The following is a 24,031-nucleotide window of genomic DNA, read 5'->3' on the forward strand; positions in this document are numbered from 1 at the left end:
TCGCACCTCGCGAGAACGCCCTGCCCCACCACTGCGTACTTCATCCAGCGTGCATAGAATCCCCCTCATCGATTCCACCCCCCAACCCCAGGGTCCGATGTCTTCGTCCGTTCGCAGACCCGGCAGTCGATGGCGTCATGCATCGTTCGCCGTCGCGCTCGCCGCCGTTTCGTCAGCCGCCGGTATCACCACGCTGGAGGCGCAGGCGCGCCCGGCCGGCGTTCGCGCGATGGTCGCGCCGGCCCCCACCGCGTCGATGACCGTCGACACGTCGCTGTTCAACGCCCTGCGCTGGCGCGAGATCGGCCCGGCGCGTGGCGGCCGTTCGGTCGCCGTCGCCGGCTCGGCGCAGCGCCCGCTCGAGTACTGGATGGGGACCACTGGCGGTGGCGTCTACAAGACCACCGATGCGGGGATGAGCTGGCAGCCGGCCACCGACCGCTACTTCGGCGGGACCATCGGCGCCATCGCGGTCGACCACCTCAACCCGGACATCGTCTGGGTGGGCGGGGGCGAGACCGACATCCGCGGCAACACGTCGCACGGCGACGGTCTCTGGAAGACGACCGATGGCGGGCGCACCTGGCAGATGCTCGGCTTCAAGGAAGAGTACATCTCCACGATCCGCATTCACCCGACCAACCCGAGCGTCGCCTACATCGGCGTGTTTGGGGACGTCTTCAAGGCGACCAGCAACCGCGGCGTCTACAAGACGACCGACGGCGGCAAGACCTTCAGCAAGGTGCTGTTCGTCAACGACTCGTCAGGCGTGATCGACATCGCCATGGACGTGACCAACCCCGAGATCCTGTACGTGGCGATGTGGCAGGCCTGGCGTGCGCCGTGGGGGATGTCGTCAGGGGGGCTGCACTCGGGGCTCTACAAGACCACCGATGGCGGCGCGACGTGGAGCAACCTGGTGAAGACGGCCAAGGGGCTGCCGCAGGGGAACATCGGCAAGATCGGCCTCACGGTGTCGCCGGTGAATCCGCAGCTCGTGTGGGCGCTCATCGAGCACGACTCGGGCGGGGTCTACAAGTCGAATGACGGCGGCGCCAACTGGCGCTACATCAACCGCGAGCGCAAGCTGCGGCAGCGCGCCTGGTACTACTCGCAGATCTACGCCGACCCCAAGGACACCAACATCGTCTACGGGCTCAACGTCGGCTTCTTCCGCTCCAACGACGGCGGAAAGACCTTCCCGGCGTCGATCAAGGTGCCGCACGGCGACAACCACGACCTGTGGATCGCGCCGAACGACAACCAGCGCATGGTGCAGGGGAACGACGGCGGCGCCAACGTCTCGTTCACCGCGGGGCGCGCGTGGACCGCGCAGACCTTCCCCACGGCGCAGTTCTATCACGTGACCACGACCAACGACTGGCCGTACAACATCTGCGGGGCGCAGCAGGACAACTCGACGCTCTGCGGGCCGTCGCGCAAGCAGGGGTCGATCGACATCAGCGGACTGGTACGACGCCGGTGGTTGCGAGTCGGGCTACATCGCCGCCAACCCGGCCAAGCCGAACATCACGTATGCCGGCTGCTACGGCGGCAACCTCGATCGCCGCGATCGCGAGACGGGCTTCACGCGCGACGTGACGGTGTATCCGCGCAACCCGATGGGGCACTCGTCCGAAGACATCAAGATCCGCTTCCAGTGGACCTTCCCGATCGTCTTCTCGCGGCACAACGCCAACGTGCTGTACGCCGCGGGGTCGCAGCTCTTCCGCTCGACCAACGAAGGGGAGTCGTGGACGGCGGTGTCGCCCGAACTCGCCCGCAAGGACCCCAAGACGATGGGCCCCTCGGGCGGCCCGATCACGAAGGACCAGACGGGGGTCGAGACCTACGGCTTGATCTTCGCCTTTGACGAATCGCCGGTAACGCCCGGGCTGCTGTGGGCCGGGACCGACGACGGATACATCTGGATCTCGCGCAACAATGGCGTGAAGTGGGACAACGTGACGCCGAGCGACATCGGCGACTTCACCCGCATCTCGATCATCGAGCCGTCGCGTTATGCCGCCGGGACGGCCTACGTGGCCGCCAACCGGTACGCGTTAGGCGACAAGACGCCGATCCTCTACAAGACCACCGACTACGGCAAGACGTGGACGAAGATCGTCAACGGGATCAAGGGCGATCACTTCGCGCGCACCATTCGTGAAGACCCGGTCCGTCGCGGCCTGCTCTTCGCCGGGACCGAGCGTGGCGTGTACGTCTCGTTCGACGACGGGCAAAACTGGCAGTGGCTGCAGAAGAACCTCCCGTTCGTCCCGGTGCACGACCTGACCATCAAGGACAACGACGTGATTGCCGCCACGCACGGGCGTTCGTTCTGGGTGATGGACGACATCTCGGCGCTGCGGCAGTACACGCCGGCGATCGCCGAGAAGGGGGCGCACCTCTTCAAGCCGGTCGATGCCTATCGCACGCAGTGGAGCGGTGGCTTTGGTGGTGGTGGACGCGGCGGTTCGACGGTCGGCGGCAATCCGCAGTCGGGCGCGGTCGTGTACTACACCCTCAAGTCGCCCAACCAGAAGGTCACGATCGACTTCATGGATGCCAAGGGGACGGTGATCCAGTCGTTCACCAGCGACATGGATCCCGACGCGGCCGCCGATTCGGTCCGTCAGGAGCAAGCGCGGGCGGCCCGCATCGATTCGCTCGTGCGCGGCGGGGCCTCGCGTGACAGCGCCATGCGCCTCGTGCGCGCGGCGGCGGGTGGCCCGGGCGGTGGCGGCGGTGGCGGCGGTGGCTTTGGGGGCGGCGCGCGTCGTCCGCGCGTCCCCAACCGTGCGGGGCTCAACACCTTCGCGTGGAACCTGCGCTACCCCGACGCCGTGTCGTTCGACAACCTGATCATGTGGGCGGCCAACACCACCGGCCCCGTTGCACCTCCCGGGACCTACGCGGTCAAGCTCACCGTGAACGGTGAGAGCCAGACGCAGCGCATCGTCGTCAAGAACGACCCGCGCGGCACGGCGACCGATGCCGACCTGCTGGCGCAGTTCAACCTGCTCATCGCCATTCGCGACAAGACCACCGAGGCCAACAACGCCGTGCGCATGGCGCGCAACATGCGCTGGAACGTGAACGACCGCACGGGCAAGCTCACCGGCGCGCCGGCCGAAGAGTTCAAGGCGATCGCCGGCACGATGATGAAGGAAGTCACGAGCGCCGAGCAGGAGGTCTACCAGACGAAGAACGAGAGCAACCAGGATCCGCTCAACTTCCCGATCAAGTTGAACAACGAGGTCGCGGGGGTGGCGAGCTACGTGGGACAGGGCGAGTACCGTCCCACAAAGCAGGCCTACCAGGTCTTCGAGGAGCTCAAGGTCGAAGTCGACAAGCAGATCAAGGCGCTCAAGTCGTCGATGGACGCCAACCTTCCGAAGCTGAACGCGATCCTGCGGGCGGCGGGGCTGCAGGAGCTCAAGCCGTCGACGGAAGAGATCAAGCCGCAGCGTCCGAACGTCGTTTCGTAGAGGACGGGAAGACGGGAAGACGAGAAGACGAGAGGGGTCCGGTCGGTGGCCGGGCCCCTCTCGCGTTTGACGGGCCGGGCGCGACGGCGACCAGTCGTTTCCGGGCCTGTCATCGCTCGGCGTGGCTGTCGCTAGGGCGAAGCCGACCGGGCCCAGACTGCATCAGGTAATGACGCGGTCAGCGACGCGGTCTGGCAGCGGGCGGTGCCAGCCTCGAACGGTTCCTGCTTCCACTCCTTGACCCAAGGCGCGCCAGCCGCGATCAGGGTGCTGCCGGCGATGGAGCCACTCACCTTGCCCGGCGAGCCGAGGTCGAAGCGCACGACCGTGGGGGCGCCGTTCACGTCGAAGTACGAGACGTAGCGGCGCACGCTCCCGCTCAGCGTCAGCCCACTCTGCCTGACGTCGAACTCATACCAGACTTCCTGCGCCCGCCCATCGGGGAGGATGTAGCGCCGTTGGGTTCTCGGACCCGGTGGCCGAACTGAGATCGAGGCGCCAAGGATCCGGCGTCGGCGTCTTGGCGAGCAGTGGCGCGTCGACGGCGGGGATCGCGGTCGGGGCGTCGGCAGAGCAGGCGGCGAGCAGGAGGGCGACGACGGCGAGAGCGGCGGGGCGGAACGAGGTCATGAAATCTCCGGAAGGGTCAGTGGTGATGCCCCGGAGAATTGCAAGAAGGCCACCGCGCGCGCGTGCGGGTGCGATGTGCGTAAGTCGTTGTGGCCGTGCGAAGTACAGAGTCGCTGTCGGTGGCGATCCCCTCGCGGGACGTAACGCTTTGGGCCACGCGCGCATCGCCACGATACAACGCGGCGTGAGCCACCCGCCCGCGCTCGCGCGCGTGTACATGAGAGCCCATACCCGCGCGAATCCCATGAGTCGACTGCCCACAACGCCCGCCGCCGCGAACGGAGAACGCGCCCTCCCGCGCCCTCCGTCGCTCGTCGACTATACAGCCGCCGAGGTCGCGCTCCTCTTCGCCGACCGCTTCGTGCCGGCGAAAGCCGAGCCGTTCCTCGGCTGCTACCGCGTGCCGCTCTCGGGCGCGTATGTGCGGGACGACGCGGCGGCAGCGCTCGTGATGGAGGTCGCGCTGGGGGCGCTGTTCGCGACGCCAGACGTTCGCCCAACCGAACGCCAACGTCGTGGCCTGCTGCTGTCGTCCACCGAGGCGTACGTGCAGCTCTCCGACGCCGCCACCGAGCAACGCCCGGGAAGCCCCGAGGGGGTGCTGGTGGCCTGGCTCGCGGCACAGGAAGGACGCGGCGCGTGGCTCGACGACGCGCTGCGGCAGCTCATGCCCTCTGTGACGAGTTCACCCGAACACGTGTGCTGCGACCAGTCGCTCGCCCGCCTGGAGCGCGAGGGTGTGGTCGTCCCGATCACGCGTCGGGTGATGTTCGTCATCAAGGCCCGCGAGTACGACGTGGTCGATCGTACGCGTCGTCAGCTGGTCGCCGTGCCCGAGCGCGACGTCCGCGAGCTCGTGGAGAGCTGCCGGGACGTGGCGGGGCTGCATCGTGGGGCGGTGGACCGCGCCTGGCGCCACGCGCTCGCGGCGCGAACCGCGACCGATGGAGGGGCGTCGCTCTGACTACGCCGTTGCCTTCCGCGCCCCGTAGCGCTGCGTGAGGTAGCCGACGATGAGTCCCACGAGCGAGCCGGGAATCAGGATCTCCCACAGGTAGACCTTCCCCGTTTCGGGGTTGACCCCCATCGCAAACGGGAGCGCAAAGAGCGCCCCCATCGCCAGCCCGAAGACGACGCCATAGGCGAGGTTGTTGACCTTCTTGGCGAACCAGCCGATGAGGATGCCGGCGGCGAGCCCTTTGCCCATCGATCCCACCACGATCATCGTGATCTGCGGGGCGACTTCGGGGGCAGAGACCAGGGCGGTGAGTCCGTCGATGACGCCGAGGACGCCGCCGGCGAGGAGACCGAGGAGGGGCTTGTTCATGGGGGGCGGAGGACGGGAGGACGGGAAGACGGGAAGACGCGTTCGGCGCAGCGGGCGCGGGACGCGGCTCGCGTGACCTGGACGTGTCTCCGAGGGGCATCCGCTACTTAGGCCTTGGTCGCGTCAGCCATTACGGCGCGGCCCGCCATGTCTTACCGCTTCCTCAGACTCCCCGCCAGAGCAGGATGGTGACGCGCACGACGGCGTAGGCCAGGAGGAGAAGGATCAGCGGGCGATTCCGTCCGTAGAAGCGGGCGGCGCGTTCCAGGGCGTTCTCGCGGTACGCCTGCACAGGCTCGGCGTCGAACCAGCGCCGCACATCGGCGGCGAGCGCAGCGGCCGACGCGTAGCGGTCGTCGGGGAGCAATGCCGTCGCGCGCGCGACGATGGCGGCCAGCGGGCGAGGCGCAGGGGCGCCACTTGCCGCCAACAGGTCGCGCAGGATCGCCCCCAGGCCGAACACATCGCCCCGCTCATCGACGTCGCGCGCACCGCCCGCCGCCGCCTCAGGCGGCATGTACCCCGGCGTCCCGACGATCACGCCATCGCCGGTGCGCTGAGTGCCGGCCGCCAGCGCGTCACCCGACGCGCGGCCAGCTGCAACGGGGGATGTTTCGTGGCCGATGCCGGCGTCGGGATGCCGTGCGCCGAGCACGCGGGCCGAGCACGCGGGCCACCCCCCAATCCACCACCAGCACCTCGCCGAACTCGCCGATCATCACGTTGCGCGGCGTCAGGTCGCGGTGAATCACCCCGCGTGCATGCGCGAAGGCCACGGCATCGCACACCTGCAGGAAGAGGCGCAGCAGTTCGCCGCGTCCACGCCCGGCGGCATGCTGCGCCAGGTTGGTCCCGCGCACGAGCCGCATCACGTAGAACGGGCGCCCATCGGCCAGCGTCCCCACGTCGTGTACCGCGACGATCCCGGGGTGCTCGAGCTGCGCGAGGACGCGCGCCTCCCGCGACAGGCGTTCGGTGACGCCGGCGTCGGCGTGAAAGGCGATGGCCTTGAGCGCGACCTCGCGCCCCAGCTGGTGGTCCATCGCCCGGTACACGGTCCCCATCCCGCCGCGCCCGATCTCGCCCAGTACCTCGTAGCGCTCGCCGGCGTCGGGGACGTCGAGCGTACGTTGCAGGTGACGGATGGCGGCGTCGCTCAGCGACATCACCCCACCTCCACGCCCAGCAGGGCACGGGCCTCGTCGCGGAACTCCTCGTCGCTCGCCGTCAGCGCGCGCAACGTGTCCAGCACGTGCCGGCGCAGCGCGCGCCGCGCCCAGTTGAGGTAGTTCGTCACCTGCGTGGCGGGGATCGCGAAGCGCGATGCCAGCTGCGCATAGTTGGGCCGCTCGGCCGCATCGGCCCCCTCGATGTCATAGGCGACGAAGACGTCGTAGGTGAGCTGTCGTCCGCCGGCTTCGCACTCCTGTCGCAGCCCCTCCAGCGACCGTTCGAAGACGCTGCGCACCCACTCGCGCTCGAAGACGGCCTCCACCTCGGCGTCGGTCGCCGGGGCATGCAGGGCGGCGTCGAAGGAGAGATGCGTCGCCCCGCCGCCGCGCTTGAGGCGCGTGGCCCCTTCGTGCGCGGTGCTGGCGAAGGCCATGAGGCAACTCCTCAGGAAGGTGCGAAAGCGCCCCTTCGACCGGTCGTAGCGCTGCAGCCAGTCGCGCTCGAAGGCATGCGCCAGGAAGTCGTGCGCCAGGTCCTCGGCGTCGGCGCGCTCGAGCTGCCACCGATGCCGCAGCACCGCGATGATCGGATCGCGATACACGCGTGCCACCGCCTCCGCCGCGCGGGCGCGCGTCGCGGCATCGTCGCTGCGCAGCGCCGAGACGATGGAGTAGTGGGTCTCCGGAAAGAGCGGCACACGGGAAAGGTGAGGACGGGAAGACGGGAAGACGAGAGGACGAGAGGACGAGAGTACGAGTACTACGCCGGGCAGCGCCGATTCCCGCGCCCGAGGGTCGTTGTCGCGTCTTCTCGTCTTCTCGTCTTCTCGTCCTCCGCGCTTCGCCTACGCCCCGTCGTACGCGGCCCGCAGCCACCCGATCAGCTCTCGATCCACCTGCGCGGCCGACTCGAGCTTCACCCGGTGCGTGACCATCGCGTTCCAGCTCCCAGCGGCCTCGAGGCGCCCCGCCGGCGCGACCCCCTTGAGCTTGATCCCGACGTCGAAGCGTGCCTTGGTCGACGGGTGCAGGGTGGCGAACTGCGTCTTTCGCCGGAGCGAGAGGTACCCCTTCTTGGGCGACTGTTCGATGTCGTCACCGAAGGCGAGGATCGCCTTCATGAGGGCATCGAAGATCGGTCGCAGCGCCGCCTTGTCTCCGGCGAACATCTCGGCGACGAGGTCGTCGCCAGCCGCAATCTTCGCCCCCGAGTCGGACTTGAGCGTGCCGTGGGCGATGAGGTTCGCGTAGCCATGCGTGATGCCGTGCTCGCTCTTGAGCCACGCGACCAGTTCGCCGTGCTTCGCCTTGCCGCTCTTCCTGGCGAGGGCGGTCCACTGCTCCATCGACTTTCCGGTCTTCTCCTTGAGGGAGGCGACCATGGAGGCGAGTTGTTCTTCGGGGGACGTGGCCATCGGTGCGCTCCGCGAGGGTTGGTGTGCCTCTCGATTAGGCGATCGGTGGCGAAGACATTACTGGGGAAGACGGGAGGACGGGAAGACGGGAAGACGAGTTCGGCGTCCCGCGGCGCCGAGTCCTGCGCCCGAGGGTCGGGATCTCGTCTTCTCGTCCTCCCGTCTTCCCGTCTTCCCCTACTTGAGCTCCAGCCCTCCCTGTGGCCGCAGCGAGGTCACGCGCCAGCCGCTGCCACTTCGCTGCAGCTCGGCGGTAAAGCGCGCACCGCGGCGTTTGTTGGCGCCGAACGGCGAGCGGACGTTCACGTTGGCGTCGAATTCCGCGGACGCGCGCGAGCCACGGAGCTGCACGTCGGGGGCTCCGTTGACGCTCAGCGAGACGCGTCCTTCCTTCATGAGCGCAATCCACTGGTCCTGCACGGCGCCGCCGAGCATCGCCGACGCGGCTCCCGTGTTGCTGCCGCTCAGCGACGACGCGGCGCTGGCGATCGCGTCGCGAATCGCACTCATCGCCTCCGATTCGCTCTCCGCGTCGCTGGGCGGTGGCTTGGGGGCGTCGACCCGCGGGGGTGGCGACTCGATGCCGCCGCGCACCGGCTCCGGCTGGGGGAGGGGCTTCACCGGCGCATCCTCCACCGGGCGCTCGCTCCCGCCACCGGGGGCACCACCACCGCGCGGCGGTCGTGTGGGCGCTCCGGCGGGGGGCGTCACCTCACGCACTGGCGCCCCGCCGCCGAGTCCCCCGGCGCCACTGCCGCTCCCCGACGCCGGCGGGTTGATGAGCAGGGCGCTGGCGTCCTCGCGACGCGCGGGGCGCACCGAATCGCCGGAGGCGACCTGCGCCCCCGGCACCGTCGTGACGACCGAGTCGCCACGAGCCGCCGGAACGGTCTGGTCATCGGGGCTGGGGCGCAGGAGGCGCACGCCAAGCCCCGCGGCCACCAGGAGGGTGGCGGCGATGGCGAAGGTCCGCCAGTCGCGCAGCCACTCAGGCGCCGCGGATTGCGGCTGGCGGGGGGTCTCCGCCGTGGCGACGGTCGTGCGCGCGGGTGGCACCTCCTCGCCGGCAAGGCGTGTGGGGGCCGGCGTATGGCGCGGCGCCTCGTCGACCAGCCGCGTCGCCGGGAAGGCGTCACGCGCGGGGTCGCGCGATGAGTCGCGCGCGGGGTCGCGCGAAGCTTCGCGCGCGGGATCGCTCGCCGCCGCCGCCGGGCGCAGCGGGTCGCTCGCCGGCGCAGGCCCCAGTCGCGTCTCGGCGGGGATCGGCGTGCGGCGCGACGGCGGCGTCGCGATGCCGGCCACCGCCTCCAGTTCGTGGCGGAACGCGACGGCGTTCGCGAAGCGATCGTCGCGATGCTTGGCCATCGCCTTGCGGATGATGTCGTCGATGCTCGACGGAACCTCCGCGACCACCGAACTTGCGGCTGGCGGCGGCTCGTTGAGCTGCTTCATCATCAGTCCGTAGTCCGAGTCGGCCTCGAACGCCAGGCGCCCGGTGACGAGCTCGAACAGCACCGCTCCCACGGCGTACAGGTCGGTGCGCCCGTCCACCTCCTCGCCGCGCAGCTGCTCGGGCGCCATGTACATCGGCGTCCCCACGGCGTGCCCCACTTGCGTCTGGCGGGACTTCCCCACGAGGCGGGCGATCCCGAAGTCCATCACCTTCACCGCGCCGTTGCTGGCCAGCATCACGTTGGCCGGCTTGATGTCGCGGTGCACCACCCCCTTGTCGTGGGCGTGGTCGAGGGCGTCGAGCACCGCCGCGCACAGTTCGGCGGCCCGCGGCCAGGCGATGCGCCCGGAGCGCTGCACGATCGCCTCCAGCGTCTCGCCGCGCACGTACTCCATGATCATCAGCAGCGACTCGCCGTGGCGCTCCAGCCCGTGCAGCGTGGCGATGCGCGGATGGTTGAGGCGCGCCAGCGCGACCGCCTCCAGGCGAAAGCGCTCGATGAGCGCTGCGTTGCGCGCGAGTTCGGGCTTGAGGACCTTGATCGCCACCTCGCGGTCGAGCATCTCGTCGACGGCGCGAAAGACGGCCCCCATCCCGCCGTCGCCCAGTCGCTCGACGATGCGGTAGTTGCCGACCGTGGTCCCGATCATTGCGGAATCTCGACGGCGCGCGTCTCCTTCGCGCCGGTGGGCGTGGTCTCGCTCGCCGCCGTCATGGCGAGAATGGCAACCGAGATGTTGTCGTGGCCGCCCGCCTCACGCGCGAGCGTCACGAGGCGATCGCAGGCGACCTGCGGATGCACGTCGCGTGCGGTGGCCAGCAGCACCTCGTCGCCCACCAGGTCGTACAACCCGTCGCTGCACAGCAGGAAGGTGTCCCCCGGGTGCACGGCAAATCCCTGCGGCCACCCGGTGACTTGCACCTCGCGGTGGCTCCCGAGGGCACGCGAGATGACGTTCTTGTCGGGATGATGCCGCGCCTCCTCGCGCGAGATCACGCCGCGCCTGACGAGTTCCATCACCGCCGAGTGATCCTCGGTCATGAGGAAGATCTCGCCGCCACGAATGAGGTAGAGGCGCGAGTCGCCGACATGTGCGCTGTAGGCCAGCCCGCCCCGCAGCACCAGCGCGGTACACGTCGTCCCCATCCCCTTGAGCTTGTGGTTGCGATCCGACGAGTCGAAGATGGCGCGATTGGCCGCCTGCAGCGCCTTGGGGAGCGTCACCAGCGGATCGCCCTCATCACCCTCGAAGCGCTTCACGATCGTCTCCACCGCCAGGCGTGAGGCGATCTCCCCGGCCTCGTGCCCGCCCATGCCGTCGCACACCACCGCGAGCACGCCGCGCCGAGCCGTCTCGTCAGGCGTGGTGGGGCGAATGATGCGCAGGAAGTCCTCGTTGATCTCGCGCACGCACCCGGGGTCGGTGGCGATCCCGGCCTCGATGCGCAGCTCGGGCGCGTTCGCGCCATCGCCGAGACGTGACAACTCGGTCGTGGGGCGAACGCTCCCCGCGCTGGGCGGCGTGGCGGAGGCGGGGCGGGAGAACAGCCGATCCAGGAATGACATCACGACCTCGGGTAGAATCGTCGGGTGAATCCGCCTGCGTGCCCATCGTCCGCGCAGCGACCGCGGGCGGTGCGACCAGGCGACCTGCTACCGGCGTCGACAGCCGCTGAGGCTCTCGACCGTTTCCTGCATCCCCTCTTCCAGCCGCAACGGGCGCCGGAGGTCGTCACATCCCTCGCGCCGCAGCATCAGCTGCACCTCGGTGCCGATCGGCGCCGTGAGCGTGTACGGCGTGACGCCGACTCGCACGTCGTTGATGTAGACGTCGGCCGTCCCCTCCAACACGCGGATGATCAGCGGTCGGCGGCTCACCGAATCGGCGAGCGAGACGCGATCGCGCCCCTCCGGCCCGATGCCAGCGCTCGCGCCGAGCGCCGGTGGCGCGTCGTGCGATGCGGGGTCGCGTGGCTCGCGCGGCTCGTCGGTTGCTGGCGGCAAGTCGTCCACGCGCGCCGGTCGCCCTCCCAGTGTCGACGTGCCGCCGCCAGACGCAGCTGACGGGGGGACGTCTGGTGCGCGCAGGCTCCAGGCAAAGAAGGCGACGGCGATCACCGCCAGCGTGGCCGAGAGCGCGAGGCGCCACTGGCGGGCGATCGTCGTGGCCACCTCGCCGCTCGTGCGCAGGAGGTCGTACGACGCATGGGCGCCTCCCCAACGGCTTCTCCCCTGACTGCAGCGCGCGCAGGTCGGTGAGCAGCGCCTCGGCGGTGGCGTACCGATCCTCGAGGCGGACCTTGAGGCAGCGTCCGATGATGCGGTCGACGTCGCGCGGCAGCTCGGGACGCAGCGTCGACGCCGGGGTGTACTCGCCGCGCATGATGCGCTCGCCCACGAATCCCGGGGCCGCGCCGTCGAACGGCGGGCGCCCGGTGAGCAGCTCATACAGCACGATGCCTAACGCCCAGAGGTCCGACCGCGGCTCGGCACGCCCGGTGCGCAGCTGCTCGGGGGCGAGCGACATCAGCGTCCCCACCACGTTGCCGGTACTCGTCAGGCGGGGCGACCCGTCGCCCACGGCGATCCCGAAGTCGAGGAGCTTCACCGCCCCCAGCGTATCGACCTTGACGTTGGTCGTCTTGAGGTCGCGGTGCACGATCCCGCGCTGGTGGATGTAGCCCACCGCGTCGGTGAGGGCGGCGAAGATGCGGAGGGCATCCTGCACGGGAAACGGCCCCCGCGTGCGGATGAGCTGCTCGAGCGTGTCGCCGTCCACGTACTCCATCACGAGGCACGGGGCGCCGTTCACCTCGAGGAACTCGTACATCGCGGCGATGGAGGGGTGGGAGAGCGCCTGGAGGATGCGCGCCTCGTTGCGAAAGCGCTCCAGCGCGCGCGGCGTCGTCCCACCCCCCGTCATCACCTTGGCCGCCGCCACCTTGCCGGTGGCGCGATGGCTCACCCGGTACACCGTCCCCATGCCGCCGGCCCCCACATGGTCGATCACCCGGTAGGGGCCGATCGAACTGTGCATGGGGAGGCCGGCGGACATGGGGCGGGTCGGAAGGAAGTTGCGGCTGTCGGGACTACTTGCCCGTCGGGTCGCCGATGCGCAGCAGCTCCATGCCGTAGCGGATCGGGATGGCGAAGGAGATCTGCGCGTCGCCGCTCTTGCCGGCGAAGTAGATCCCGATCACGCTCCCCGTCGCGTCGAACATCGGGCCACCGCTGTTGCCACCACCGGTCGAGTTGATCGTGAGCTGGTACGTGTCGCCGCTCGGCGCGAAGGTCATGAAGCCGTCGCGGACTTCGGCGTCGGCCGCGCGCAGGATCTTGCCGATGTTGCCGGTCGAGAGCGTGGGCTCGGGGAGCACGCGCTGCTGCGACTCGCGGTTGAACATGTCACGCGACTTGATGACGGTGAGCACTTCCTCGGAGATGCCGGGGTAGCCCATCACCGTGACCGCATCGCCCTGGCGCGTCTTGTCGTACGTGTCGGACATGTTGACGTACTGCAGCGTCGGCGGCGCATCGACCTTGATGAGGGCCACGTCGTGGCGCTGCGAGGGGCGCACGTTGCTCGCCTCGAACGGCGTGGGATCCTTCGGGAAGCGCACCATCAGGTACTCGACGCGCGCCTGGAAGTCGCCGATGTCTCCCTTGGGGCCGGCCTGCTTGGTCTCCGACGGAATCCACTGCTGCGGCGGGCGCGTGAGCACCGGCTGCCCCGACTCGTCGAGCAGCGCGCCGCCGGTGCGCGGATTGATGACCGGCCCCACGTCGTCCTGCGAGTCGAAGCGATACCAGGTCTGCCAGTTGTAGGCCACGTGCCGGTTGGTGATGATGAAGCCGTTCGACGTGACCACGAAGCCCGAGCCGCGCGAGCTGACGCCGATGGGACGCCCCGAGTTGGCATCGAGCGTGAGCGCCGGCTCGATCGCGTTGTCGACCTGCACGTACGCCGGGATCATCTGGCGCCCGTTGTCCATGATCGGGCGCACGCGCCCGTCCGTTCCCCTGTAGCGGTTGGCAATGAGGCGGTGGTACACCTGCCCGCCCGTGCCGCGATACGTGAGCTTCCACGAGAAGTCGACCTGCACGACCGCCGCGCCGAACTTGGCGGCGATCTCCGACGGTTGCAGCTGCTTGGACAGCTCACCGGCACGCCCGAGCTTGTCGTCGAGCGCGGCCAGCCCCGACTGCTGCACCTTGGCCAGCGAGTCCTTGGCGGCCGCGAGCTGGGCCGCCGCGATGCGCGCCTTGTCGTCGCTGCTCTTCTTGGCGTACGCCGCCCCCGCCACCACGAGCAGGAGCGCCGCCGCCCCGACCATCATGGAGTTGCGGTTGGACTTGGTCTTGGTCTCGCCGATCATGCGCTCGACCGTCGCCTTGCCGATGGCGTTAGGCGCCGGCGCCGAGGCGCTGCCACCCGACGACGCATGGCTCCCGCCGTGCGAGGCCGCGCTGGTGCTGCTCACGCGCGTCTCGGCCACCCCCTGCACCGTCGCCCCCACCGGCCCGGCGACGCCCAGCCGCGTCGCCTTGACGTAGATCGCCGGGAGCGGGTCGAGGTCGAACTGCAGCTCCGGGCCACCGGCACCGAGCTGGATCACGTCACCCGGCTGCAACGGCATCTCGCCAACGACGCGCAGCTTGTTGAGGAAGGTCCCGTTGCGCGAGTTGAGGTCCTGCAGCTTGAAGCGGTACGGATCGGCCGCATCCTTCGAGATGCGCGCGTGCTGGCGCCCCACGAGGTCGTCCTTCTCGGGGTCGAAGCGGATGGTCGAGTTGGGGTCGCGGCCGATCGTGAGCTCGGCGAACTGCGGCAACGGGAACTCCTCCAGCTGCGAAGCCTTGGAGCCCTTGAGGTGGCGAAGGATGACGCGTTCCATGGTGAAGTCTCCTGGGGAGTTCCGGGGGAGTTTCCGGGGTCGTGTACTGCAGGTGCTCTCCAGGACACGCGCAGGGCCGTCCCAGAACGGCTCATGGCGTTCTGGGGAAGACGGGAAGACGGGAAGACGAGAAGACGAGAAGACGAGTTCGACTGCTACGGCGCCGAGTCCTGCGCCCGAGGGTCGTTATCTCGTCTTCCCGTCTTCCCGTCTTCCCGTCTTCCTCCCTAACTCGCCGGCTTCGCCTCCGCTTTCCGCCGCCATGACGCGGCCTCGCCCTTCGCTCCGGCCAACTCCAATACCTCGGCCAGGCGCTCGGCGGTCTTGCGGGTGGGCTCGGCGTCGGCGCCGCGGGCCGCCAGGAGCGTGGCGTAGGCCCGCCGCAGCATCGCCTCCCCCTCGGCGCGGCGCCCCGTCTTTCCCAGGTGGTGCCCCAGCACCGACTCGGACGAGGCGATGGCCCAGTGCTCGGGGGGGAGGTACTTGCGGCGCAGCGCCAGCGACGCGCGCAGGGCGCTGTCGGCGCCGGCGACGTTCTGCAGCGCCCCCCGGGCAATGCCCAGGTACTGCAGCGCCACCGCCGACTGCGGGTGGCTCTCGTGCATCTGGCCGCCGATCTGCTGCACCACCTCGCGCGCGGCCTGCTCCGCCCCGATCCAGTCCTTGGCGCTGAGGCGAATGCCGGCCAGCATCGCGACCACGCGCAGGTACTCGGGGTGCGCCGCGCCCACGGTGCCGCGCAGCACGTCCATCGAGAGGCGCGCCACCGAGTCGGCCTCCGCCAGGCGCCGCTGCGATTCATAGATGCCGGCCAGGTTGCGCAGCGTGCTGCCGTACGGCACCGAACGCCGGCCGCGTACCCGCGCTTCGGCCTCCGTGGCCTCGAGCGCCAGCGACTCCGCGCGCGCCATGTCGCCCATGTACTGGTACGACACGGCCAGGTTGTTGAGCGTATACGGGAGTGCGCCTAACGACGCCGAGTCGGTGCTCACCCGGCGGAGGGCCACCGACTGCAGCTTGTACTTCATCGCCTCCTCGAGCCGCCCCTGCTGCTCGACGTATCGCGCCACGTTGTCGTACGCGGTGGCCAGTTCGCTGTTGCTGCGCGGGGCGATGCCTTCCTGGATGACGAGCACCTCGCGCGCGATGCGCTCGGCCTCGGCGAAGTCGCCGCGCGCCTCCGACAGTGCCGCCAGGTACGACAGCGACATGCTGGTGCGTTGGTCCAGCCGGCCGTGTTCGCGCTGGCGCAGTGCCACGGCGCGCTCCATGTGCGCCTGTGCGGAGTCGTACAGCGCCAGCTCGTAGTACGTCTGGCCCAGCGTGTGCCGAATCTGCGCCTCCACCTCGGGCGCCAGTCGCTGGCGGTCGATGTCGCGCGCCGCTTGCGACAGCACCTGCGCCACCGTGACCTCGCGCCCCGCGTTCCCCGGGTCGACGGCAGCGAGCATGGTGGAGAGGAAGTTGTTCACCTGCGCCACCTTGGCGCGCTCCACCTCGGCCACGCGCGCCTGCCGCGTGGCGCCGATGACACCGCCGACGAGCGAGGCGATCACCACGACGCCACCCATGACCTCCACGCGCCGGCGCCGCACGAACTTCCCCAGGCGATAGCCCACCCGGTCGCGTTGCGCCGAGACGGGGAGCCCGTCGAGGTGACGGCGCAGGTCTTCGGAGAGCTGGTCGGCCGATCCGTACCGACGCTGCGGTTCCTTGCGCAGCGCCTGCAGGACGATCGCGTCCAGGTCGCCGGCAAGCCGACGTTTGAGTCGTGCCGCGTCGCCGTCACCGATCGTCGCCGCCTCTCGCGCGGTCACCAGCGAGGAGGGGAGCGGGGGCGGGGCGTCGCAGATCATCGCCTGCATCTCGGCGAAGAGCTTGCCGTCGAAGATGAAGGGGCGCTGGCCGGCGAGCAGCTCGCAGGCGATGACCCCTAACGAGTAGAGGTCGCTGGGGGTGGCGACGGGGAGGCCCCGGACCTGCTCGGGGCTGGCGTAGTCGGGGGTGAAGGCGTGCAGCCCGCCCTGGGTGGGGGGAGCTGGTCAGGGCCCTCGCCCTCGCGCAGGAGGCGGGCGATGCCGAAGTCGAGGAGCTTGACGGTGCCGTCGGGGGTGACGAGGATGTTCCCCGGCTTGAGGTCGCGGTGGACGACGAGGTTCAGGTGGGCGTGCTGGACGGCGCCGCAGACCTGGCGCAGGAGCTGGACGCGGGCGGCGACGTCGAGGCGGCGCTGGGCGGCGTAGGTGGTGATGGGGAGCCCGTCGACGAACTCCATGACGATGTAGGGCTGCCCGTCGGGCGTGACGCCGCCATCGAGGAGGGCGGCGATGTTCTTGTGATTGAGGTTGGCGAGGATCTGGCGCTCGTAGCGGAAGCGGCGGATGGCGAGGTCGCCCTCGAGGCCGCGGCGGAGGAACTTGAGGGCGACGCGTTTCTGGAACTGGTCGTCGGCGCGGACGCCTTCGTAGACCGCCCCCATCCCGCCGTAGCCGATCAGGCGCGTGATTTCGTACGCCCCGATCCGCGTCCCTAGCGGTGCCTCGTCGTCGTGCTCGCGCATCGCCGACGCCAGCGACGCCCCCGCTGGGCGCTCCCACGTGTCGCCGCCACGGTCGAGCGCCGCCAGCAGGCTCTCGACCTCGAAGCGCAGCGTGATGTCGCCACCGCACGCACGCATGAGATAGGGGATGCGCTCCTCGGTGGCCATCTCCAGCGCCGCGTCGAACAGCTCGCGAATGCGCACGAGGCGCGTCGGGGTGATCTCGGGTCGCGACGTCATCTCACCCCTTCGCCCGCCAGCGCCTGGCGTCGTCGGTGCGCCCCAGCTTCTCCATCAGCTCCGCCAGGCGCACGGCGACGCGTTTGGTGGGGGCGGCGTCGGCGCCGCGCAACTGCGCCATCCGCTCGTACGCGGCGCGCAGGATCCGCTCGGCCTCGGCGTTGCGCCCCACGCGCCCCAGATGGTAGCCGTACACGGCTTCGGCGTTGGGGATGAGCCAGTGGTCGGCGGGGAGGAACTTGCGGCGCAGTTCGAGGGCGCGTGCGAGCGCCGAGTCGGCGGCGGCAAACTGGTGCAGCGAGTCGAGCGCGAGCCCCAGCGCCTGCATCGTGGTCGCGGCGGAAGGCTCCCCTTCGTGCAACCCCTTGCCGATCTGCGCGGCCACCTCGCGCGCGTAGGTGATCGTCCCCTCCATGTCGTTGGCGCTGTAGCGCAGCTGCGCGAGCATCGAGACGGTGCGCAGGTAGTCGGCGTGCGTGGGGCCTAACGCGGCGCGCAGGATGCGCAGCGACTCGCGCATGAGCGAATCGGCGCCGGCGCGGTCGCCCATGTCGTCGCGCAACGAGGCGTAGGCGCGCATGATGTTCCCGGCGTACACCGACTCGGGGCCGCGGATGCGCCGCTCCACGGCCAGTGCCTCGCGCATGAGCGAGTCGGCGCGGGCATGCTCGCCCTTGTACTCGTACGAGACGGCCAGGTTGTTGAGGGCGTAGGGGAGGGTGCTCATCGACGCCGAGTCGCCCTCGACGCGGCGAATGCCGATCGACTCCAGCTTGATCGCCATGGCTTCGTCGAGCCGTCCGCGCTGCTCCACCATGCGCGCCAGGTTGTCGAGTGCGGTGGCCAGCGCCGCCGCGTTCTGCTGCCCGCGGGGCATGCGGCGCTGGTGGTCCACGTCCACACGCGCCAGCGACTCGGCCACGGCAAACTCCGACCGGGCCTCGGCGAGGTTGACGCGCGTGGAGAACGACTGCGCCGTGCGCTGGTCAAGCTCTCCGTAGCGTCCGCGGCGCAGCGCGTAGGCGCGCTCCACGTGCGTCGACGCCGAGTCGTACATCGCGAGCCCGTAGAACGTCTGGCCGATCGTCTGGCGCAGCTCGGCCTCGATCTCGGGGTCGAGCGCCTGCCCGCCGATGTCGGCGGCGGCCTGCGTGAGCACCTGCGCGACCGTGACGTCGCGCCCGCTGTAGCCGGGATCGACCGCCGAGAGCATGGTGGCCAGGAACTCGTTCACCTGCTCCATCTTGCCGCGCTCGAGCTGGGCGCGGCGCGCCTGACGAGTCGTGGCGACGATCCCGCCCACCAGCGAGGCGACGACGAGCAGGCCGGCGGCGACTTCCACGCGGCGACGCCGCAGGAACTTGCGCGTGCGATAGCCCAGCGTGTCGCGCCGCGCCGTGACCGGGAGTCCCTCGAGGTAGCGGCGCAGGTCCTCGCCCAGCTGCTCTGCCGACCCGTAGCGGCGCTCGGGTTCCTTGCGCAGCGCCTGCAGGACGATGGCGTCCAGGTCGCCGGCAAGCCGCCGTTGGAGCCGTGTCGCATCGCCTTCGCCCATGCTCGCCGCGCTCGCGCTGGTCACCAGCGTCGATGGCGCCGGCGCCGGGGCCAGCGCGATCATCGCCTGCATCTCGGCGAAGAGCTTGCCGTCGAAGTCGAAGGGGCGCTGGCCGGCGAGCAGTTCGCAGGCGATGACCCCTAACGAGTAGAGGTCGCTGGGGGTGGCGACGGGGAGGCCGCGGACCTGTTCGGGGCTGGCGTAGTCGGGGGTGAAGGCGTGCAGCCCGCCCTGGGTGGGGGGGAGCTGGTCAGGGCCCTCGCCCTCGCGCAGGAGGCGGGCGATGCCGAAGTCGAGGAGCTTGACGGTGCCGTCGGGGGTGACGAGGATGTTCCCCGGCTTGAGGTCGCGGTGGACGACGAGGTTCTGGTGGGCGTGCTGGACGGCGCCGCAGACCTGGCGCAGGAGCTGGACGCGGGCGGTGACGTCGAGGCGGCGCTGGGCGGCGTAGGTGGTGATGGGGAGCCCGTCGACGAACTCCATGACGATGTAGGGCTGCCCGTCGGGCGTGACGCCGCCATCGAGGAGGGCGGCGATGTTCTTGTGATTGAGGTTGGCGAGGATCTGGCGTTCGTAGCGGAAGCGGCGGATGGCGAGGTCGCCCTCGAGGCCGCGGCGGAGGAACTTGAGGGCGACGCGTTTCTGGAACTGGTCGTCGGCGCGGACCCCCTCGTAGACCGCTCCCATGCCGCCGTAGCCAATCAGGCGCGTGATGGCATACGCCCCGATCCGCCTCCCGATGGCGGCGTCCTCGTCGTGCTGCGCCGCCACGTCGGCCAGCGACGCCCCCAGCGATCGTTCCCAGGTGGCCCCGCCGCGATCGAGCGCGGCCAGCAGGCTGGCCACCTCGCCCTGCAAGGTGTCGTCGCCCGCACACGCCCGCGCCAGGTACGGCGCGCGCTCCTCCGTCGCCAACTCCAGCGCCGCGTCGAACAGCTCGCGGATGCGAAGCAGGCGTGCTGGCGTGATCGGCGCACCCCCCTCCTGGCTCACGCGCCGTCCATCTCCCGCTGCAGGAAGGCGCGGGCAAAGGTCCAGTCACGCTTGACCGTCGCCGGGGAGATGCCTAACGACTCGGCGGTCTGCTCGATGTCCAGCCCCCCGAAGTAGCGCAGCTCCACCACGCGCGCCTGGCGCGGGTCGAGCGCGGCCAGCTTCACCAGCGCGTCGTCGAGCGCGATGAGGTCGACCGAGCGCTGCGGCGCTTCGGCCACCGACTCGTCGAGCGTGACCCGCTCTCCCCCTTCGCGCTTGGTCGCCCGCTTCCGCCGCGCATGATCCACCAGGATCCGTCGCATCGCCTGGGCGGCGATCCCGAAGAAGTGCGACCGGTTCTGCCACGACGCGTTGCGCTGGTCCACGAGCCGCATGTAGGCCTCATGCACCAGGGCCGTGGGCTGCAGCGTGTGATCGGTGCGCTCGCCACGCATGTAGTGGACGGCCAGGTCGTGCAGCTCGGCGTACACCAGCGGCACCAGGGCGTCGGCCGCCCCGTCGCGCCCCTGCTGCAAGTCCAGGAGGAGGCGGGTGACGTCGGATTTCGGGGCGGGGGGGACGCCCGAGCCATCGGGCGAATCGGGGGAGGCGGGAGCGGACATCGCGGCGCGGGGCGGGAAGAATGGGACGCGCTCTATGCTTGGGCACGATTCAGGCCAGCGGGACCATATCCTCTGGTTCGGCTCGCCAATAGGCAATGCGCAGAAGTGAGGCGGCGCGGCTCACGGCGAACGATCGGGAGGGGGCGTGAGCCGATTCGGCGCGCCGCCGCGCGTGTCCAGGTGAAGGCCCCACGAAGACCCCCGGAATTCCGCCGGGGGCGACCTCGCCAGCGGCGCGACGGCTGCCGCACACCTCTCCACACCCTCGCGTACCCTCCCATGCCCGCTCATCGCGCCATTCCGTTTGCGGCTCTCGCCGCGCTCGCGCTCCTCGCCCTCCCGGCCGCGTCGCACGCCCAGTCGGCGCAGCGCTACTCCGTGCAGGCGTCGGGGATCTTCGTCGGCACCTTCGGCGAAGCGTACGATGGACTCAAGGACGGCGCCGGGATCGAGGCGCAGTTCCGCATCACCCCCGGCGCCTGGTCGTACGGCTTCGGCCTGCAGGGCTCCTCGCACAAGTTCGACGACACCTCCCTGGGGAGCGAGAGCGTCACCCTCGCCGGCATCTTCTTCGAGCCGCGCCGAGTGATCGACGTCGGCAGCTCGCAGTTTGCGCCCTACGTGTCGGCGCGCGTGGCCTTCCTGCAGCAGTCGCTGGACGTCGACGTCAACGGCACCACGATCTCCGCCAGCGCCTCCGGCGCCCAGCTCAACGGCGGGGGCGGTGTCCTCGTGCGCCTCTCGCCGCGCGTCAACCTGGACCTCGGTGCCACCTACGGGCTGATCAACTTCAGCGACGTGGAAGTCGATGTCGCCGGCCTCGGCAAGACGAAGGTCGAGGGGACCAGTGGCAACGGGAGCAACCTGGTGCTGCGCGCGGGGTTGGCGATCGGTCTCAAGTAGGAAGGCGGGACGACGGAGAGATCGGAGGGCGAACGCGGTCCCCAGGGCGCCGCACTCGGCGCCACGGAGCGACGTCTCGCCCACCCATCTCCCCGTCTGGTCGCCTTCTTTTCTGTCTAGCGAGCCCGTCCCACCCCGGGTAGACTTTCGGAACTCTCCCGCCCGAGCCGCAGCGCCGCCCCCGAGCCCTTCCTTCCTTCGGCGGCCGCGGCCCGCTCGCCCCGGTGTCCGTATTGCCCACTCCGCAGGGACCATCGACCGCAGCTACGGCGCCCCATGGTCCGCCGGGCTTCTGGCGTCTCGATTCCGCGCTCGTGGTCGCGTATGCGGTCTTCTACAGCATCGTGGTGGCGCTGCAGCCGAACCCCGCCGAGACGGAGTTCGAGACCGCGGGCTTCCTCCCCCTGTACTTCGCGGCAGGGCTGGGCGTGTTGGCCGGTTCGTTCAGCGGGGGCCTCTCCCGGCGTGAGGTCCATGGTTGGCGATTCGTCTCCCTGGGGTGGCTCTGCTCGGCCTTGGGGGCGGTGGGCTACCTGCTTCCACCGACCACGCTCGGCGTCATCGCCGCCGACGTCCTCTATCGCAGCTACTATCCGCTGCTCGTCTGCGGCTTTCTGCTGCTGGCGGTGCTGCCGGCCGTGCGGGAGGTGCGTCGCCGGCTCTGGCTCGATGTCGCCATCGTCGTCCTCGCTGCCCTCACGCTGAGCTGGTACTTCGTCTGGGGGGACGAGGTGGTCCGGCGGTACCTCGTCCAGCAGGCACTGGTCGACGGCATCGTCCCCTTCGGCGAAGTGGCGGTGCTCATCGCGGCGGGGATCGCCCTCGTGCGCCCCGGCGACGGTGCGCTGCGTCGCCCGCTGGAGTTGTTGGGCGTGGGGGCGTTGGCGGCGTCGCTGGGCGACCTGTTGCTCGTCCGCTCCGATGCCATTGGGAACGCCCAGTTGCGCGCGACGGGCGACGTCATCCTCGCCGTGAGCGCGGCGCTCTTCACGATCGCCGGACTCGCGGTGCGGCGTGCGGCGCCGCGATCGGGGCGCCGCACGGCACCGCTCCTCCCCTACGCGGCCATCGCCACCGTCGGGGCCTTGATCATCTTCGAGACGATATGGGGAGGCGAAGCCAGCCGCTCCGTGCGCGGCCTCCTGCTGGGCGCCGTGATCCTGACGGCGCTGGTGATTGCCCGCTCGCTGATTGCCGAGCGCGAGGCGCGCGCGCAGGCGGCGGCCCGTGTGGCGCAGGACGCTCGCTTTCGCGCCCTGGTGCAACGCAGTGGCGAGGCGCTGCTTCTCGTCGATGCCGACGGCATCGTGCGGTGGGCCAGCGAGTCGGCGACGCGCGTCTTTGGCGTCGACGCAGACGCCGTGGTGGGGGAGCGTCTGGCGGGGCTCGGTGCGGCCGCCGATTCGCCGCTCGTGCGCGCGCTCGAGCGACCGGAGGATGGAGCGATGGTGCAATGGGACGCGCTCGTCGGTGACGTCCGGCGCACCTTCGAGACCGTGGTGTCCGACCGACGAGGCGATCCGCTCGTGGGAGGCCTCATCCTCACCACGCGCGACGCCAGCGAGCGCATCCAGCTCGAACGGCGGTTGTTGCAGTCGCAGAAGCTCGACGCCCTCGGCCTGCTGGCCGGCGGGGTGGCACACGACTTCAACAACCTGCTCGCCGCCATTCGCGCCAACGCCGACCTGGTGGCGAGTTCACCGCAGGAGGATCCCACCCCGGAGATCGCCGAGATCCAGCGCGCGACCGAGCGTGGGGCGGCGCTCTGCCGTCAGCTGCTCGCGTTCGGGCGACCGGACAAGGGGGAGAGCACCGTCTTCCCGCTGTCGACCGTGCTGCGCCACGTCCTGCCGATGCTGCGCCGCGTGCTGCCCAGCACCATCTCGCTCGAGCTGTCGGTCCCCGATGACGCCACGACCGTCCACGCCGATCGCTCGCAGGTGGAGGTCGCGATGCTCAACCTGGTGATGAATGCGCGCGATGCCATCCAGGGGGCGGGGACGATCCGCATCGTGCTCACGCGCCGTACGCTGCAGGCGGCCGACGAGGCCTCGCGCGAGGGCGTTGCGCCTGGCGACTACCTCGCGTTGCAGGTGACGGACAGCGGTGCGGGCATGGATGCCGCCACCATGGCGCGCGTCTTCGAGCCGTTCTTCACCACCAAGGGGATGGGCGGCTCGGGGCTTGGCCTGGCCATGGTCTACGGCCTGATGAAGGGGATGGGGGGGCAGGCCCAGGTGCGCTCGACCCCCGGCGCCGGCACGGAGGTGACGCTCCTCTTCCCGTTTGCCGACGTCCCGGTCGTCGACCGGGAGCGCGAGCGGGGGGCCCCCCCGGGTGGGATGGGCGCGGGACGGATCCTGGTGGTGGACGACGAGCCGTCGTTGCGCGACGTGGTCAACAAGTGGCTCTCGCGCGCTGGCTTCGAGGTCCTGGTCGCCGCCGACGGGATCGCGGCACTTGAATTGCTCGAGCGCGAAGGATGGCGCGTGGATGCGATGATCTCCGACATCAGCATGCCGCGACTGAACGGCCTTGCCCTCGTCGCGCGCGTCCGCGCGGGCCTCCCGCAGCTGCCCATCATCCTCATGTCGGGCTTCGAGCCGGTCGCGGTCGACGCCGACTCCGTGGTCCCGCCGGACGTCGTGCGGCTGCAGAAACCCTTCCCGCTCGAGGTCCTGCTTCCGCTCTTGCACGACCTGCGGGGGAGCGCCGTTCCCTGACGCCGGCGGCGTGCCGCCCGCCCTCGCCATTTCCGCGCGCCCTGCTGGCGCACCCCCCACGCGCCCTGCCGGCGCACGCGCTTCGGGCG

The 24,031-nt window shown here is 70.3% G+C and carries 18 protein-coding genes and 1 pseudogene; 4 read left to right on the plus strand and 15 right to left on the minus strand.

The window, feature by feature from the left end; genetic code table 11:
- The first annotated feature begins 229 nt into the window (after positions 1-229).
- Positions 230-3,491, plus strand: a pseudogene (locus IPN47_19340) (glycosyl hydrolase).
- Positions 3,492-3,622: 131 nt separating this feature from the next.
- Here the strand turns inward: IPN47_19340 and IPN47_19345 are convergent.
- Together IPN47_19345 and IPN47_19350 are read right to left on the minus strand one after the other, a co-directional pair.
- On the minus strand, positions 3,623-3,862 hold the full coding sequence (locus IPN47_19345) for a hypothetical protein (protein MBK9410155.1): 240 nt from the start codon (positions 3,860-3,862) through the stop codon (positions 3,623-3,625).
- 40 nt (positions 3,863-3,902) lie between these two features.
- Positions 3,903-4,121, minus strand: coding sequence for a hypothetical protein (locus IPN47_19350; protein ID MBK9410156.1), 219 nt, complete (start codon positions 4,119-4,121; stop codon positions 3,903-3,905).
- A 244-nt stretch (positions 4,122-4,365) separates the two neighbouring features.
- Here IPN47_19350 and IPN47_19355 point away from each other — a divergent pair, with 244 nt between their 5' ends.
- Complete coding sequence (locus IPN47_19355) at positions 4,366-5,085, plus strand: hypothetical protein (protein MBK9410157.1); 720 nt, start codon at positions 4,366-4,368, stop codon at positions 5,083-5,085.
- Here the strand turns inward: IPN47_19355 and IPN47_19360 are convergent, their stop codons facing one another.
- From IPN47_19360 to IPN47_19420, 13 genes are all read right to left on the minus strand, one after another.
- Positions 5,086-5,448 (minus strand): hypothetical protein, encoded by a 363-nt coding sequence (locus tag IPN47_19360; protein MBK9410158.1) that lies wholly within the window; start codon positions 5,446-5,448, stop codon positions 5,086-5,088.
- 163 nt (positions 5,449-5,611) lie between these two features.
- On the minus strand, positions 5,612-5,989 hold the full coding sequence (locus IPN47_19365) for a hypothetical protein (GenBank protein MBK9410159.1): 378 nt from the start codon (positions 5,987-5,989) through the stop codon (positions 5,612-5,614).
- Positions 5,990-6,026: 37 nt separating this feature from the next.
- Positions 6,027-6,614: a serine/threonine protein kinase gene (locus IPN47_19370; GenBank protein ID MBK9410160.1), complete on the minus strand. Its 588-nt coding sequence runs from the start codon at positions 6,612-6,614 to the stop codon at positions 6,027-6,029.
- Positions 6,614-7,318: a sigma-70 family RNA polymerase sigma factor gene (locus IPN47_19375; protein ID MBK9410161.1), complete on the minus strand. Its 705-nt coding sequence runs from the start codon at positions 7,316-7,318 to the stop codon at positions 6,614-6,616. The genes IPN47_19370 and IPN47_19375 overlap by 1 nt, the downstream gene beginning before the upstream one ends.
- A gap of 147 nt (positions 7,319-7,465) precedes the next feature.
- A complete protein-coding gene (locus IPN47_19380; protein ID MBK9410162.1) occupies positions 7,466-8,035 on the minus strand; it encodes a DUF4287 domain-containing protein in 570 nt (189 codons plus the stop codon).
- Positions 8,036-8,212: 177 nt separating this feature from the next.
- Entirely contained in the window at positions 8,213-10,138 is a 1,926-nt protein-coding gene (locus tag IPN47_19385; protein ID MBK9410163.1) for a protein kinase, read from the minus strand.
- Complete coding sequence (locus tag IPN47_19390) at positions 10,135-11,055, minus strand: Stp1/IreP family PP2C-type Ser/Thr phosphatase (GenBank protein MBK9410164.1); 921 nt, start codon at positions 11,053-11,055, stop codon at positions 10,135-10,137. Before IPN47_19390 ends, IPN47_19385 begins: the two co-directional genes overlap by 4 nt.
- A 166-nt stretch (positions 11,056-11,221) precedes the next feature.
- A complete protein-coding gene (locus IPN47_19395; GenBank protein MBK9410165.1) occupies positions 11,222-12,544 on the minus strand; it encodes a serine/threonine protein kinase in 1,323 nt (440 codons plus the stop codon).
- Between the two features lie 34 nt (positions 12,545-12,578).
- The gene (locus tag IPN47_19400; GenBank protein MBK9410166.1) at positions 12,579-14,384 is read right to left on the minus strand and encodes a trypsin-like peptidase domain-containing protein; all 1,806 of its coding nucleotides are present in this window, start codon (positions 14,382-14,384) and stop codon (positions 12,579-12,581) included.
- A gap of 227 nt (positions 14,385-14,611) precedes the next feature.
- Positions 14,612-16,240: a tetratricopeptide repeat protein gene (locus IPN47_19405; GenBank protein MBK9410167.1), complete on the minus strand. Its 1,629-nt coding sequence runs from the start codon at positions 16,238-16,240 to the stop codon at positions 14,612-14,614.
- A 77-nt stretch (positions 16,241-16,317) separates the two neighbouring features.
- Positions 16,318-17,163: a serine/threonine protein kinase gene (locus IPN47_19410; GenBank protein ID MBK9410168.1), complete on the minus strand. Its 846-nt coding sequence runs from the start codon at positions 17,161-17,163 to the stop codon at positions 16,318-16,320.
- Between the two features lies 1 nt (position 17,164).
- The gene (locus IPN47_19415) at positions 17,165-19,711 is read right to left on the minus strand and encodes a serine/threonine protein kinase (protein ID MBK9410169.1); all 2,547 of its coding nucleotides are present in this window, start codon (positions 19,709-19,711) and stop codon (positions 17,165-17,167) included.
- The gene (locus IPN47_19420) at positions 19,708-20,316 is read right to left on the minus strand and encodes a sigma-70 family RNA polymerase sigma factor (GenBank protein MBK9410170.1); all 609 of its coding nucleotides are present in this window, start codon (positions 20,314-20,316) and stop codon (positions 19,708-19,710) included. Before IPN47_19420 ends, IPN47_19415 begins: the two co-directional genes overlap by 4 nt.
- A gap of 279 nt (positions 20,317-20,595) precedes the next feature.
- On the opposite strand from IPN47_19420, the gene IPN47_19425 reads away from it, so the two are divergent.
- The gene (locus IPN47_19425; protein MBK9410171.1) at positions 20,596-21,219 is read left to right on the plus strand and encodes an outer membrane beta-barrel protein; all 624 of its coding nucleotides are present in this window, start codon (positions 20,596-20,598) and stop codon (positions 21,217-21,219) included.
- A 314-nt stretch (positions 21,220-21,533) separates the two neighbouring features.
- Positions 21,534-23,942, plus strand: coding sequence for a response regulator (locus IPN47_19430; protein MBK9410172.1), 2,409 nt, complete (start codon positions 21,534-21,536; stop codon positions 23,940-23,942).
- Positions 23,943-24,031 lie beyond the last annotated feature (89 nt).

It is taken from the genome of Gemmatimonadota bacterium (assembly GCA_016719105.1).
Lineage (GTDB): Bacteria > Gemmatimonadota > Gemmatimonadetes > Gemmatimonadales > Gemmatimonadaceae > SCN-70-22.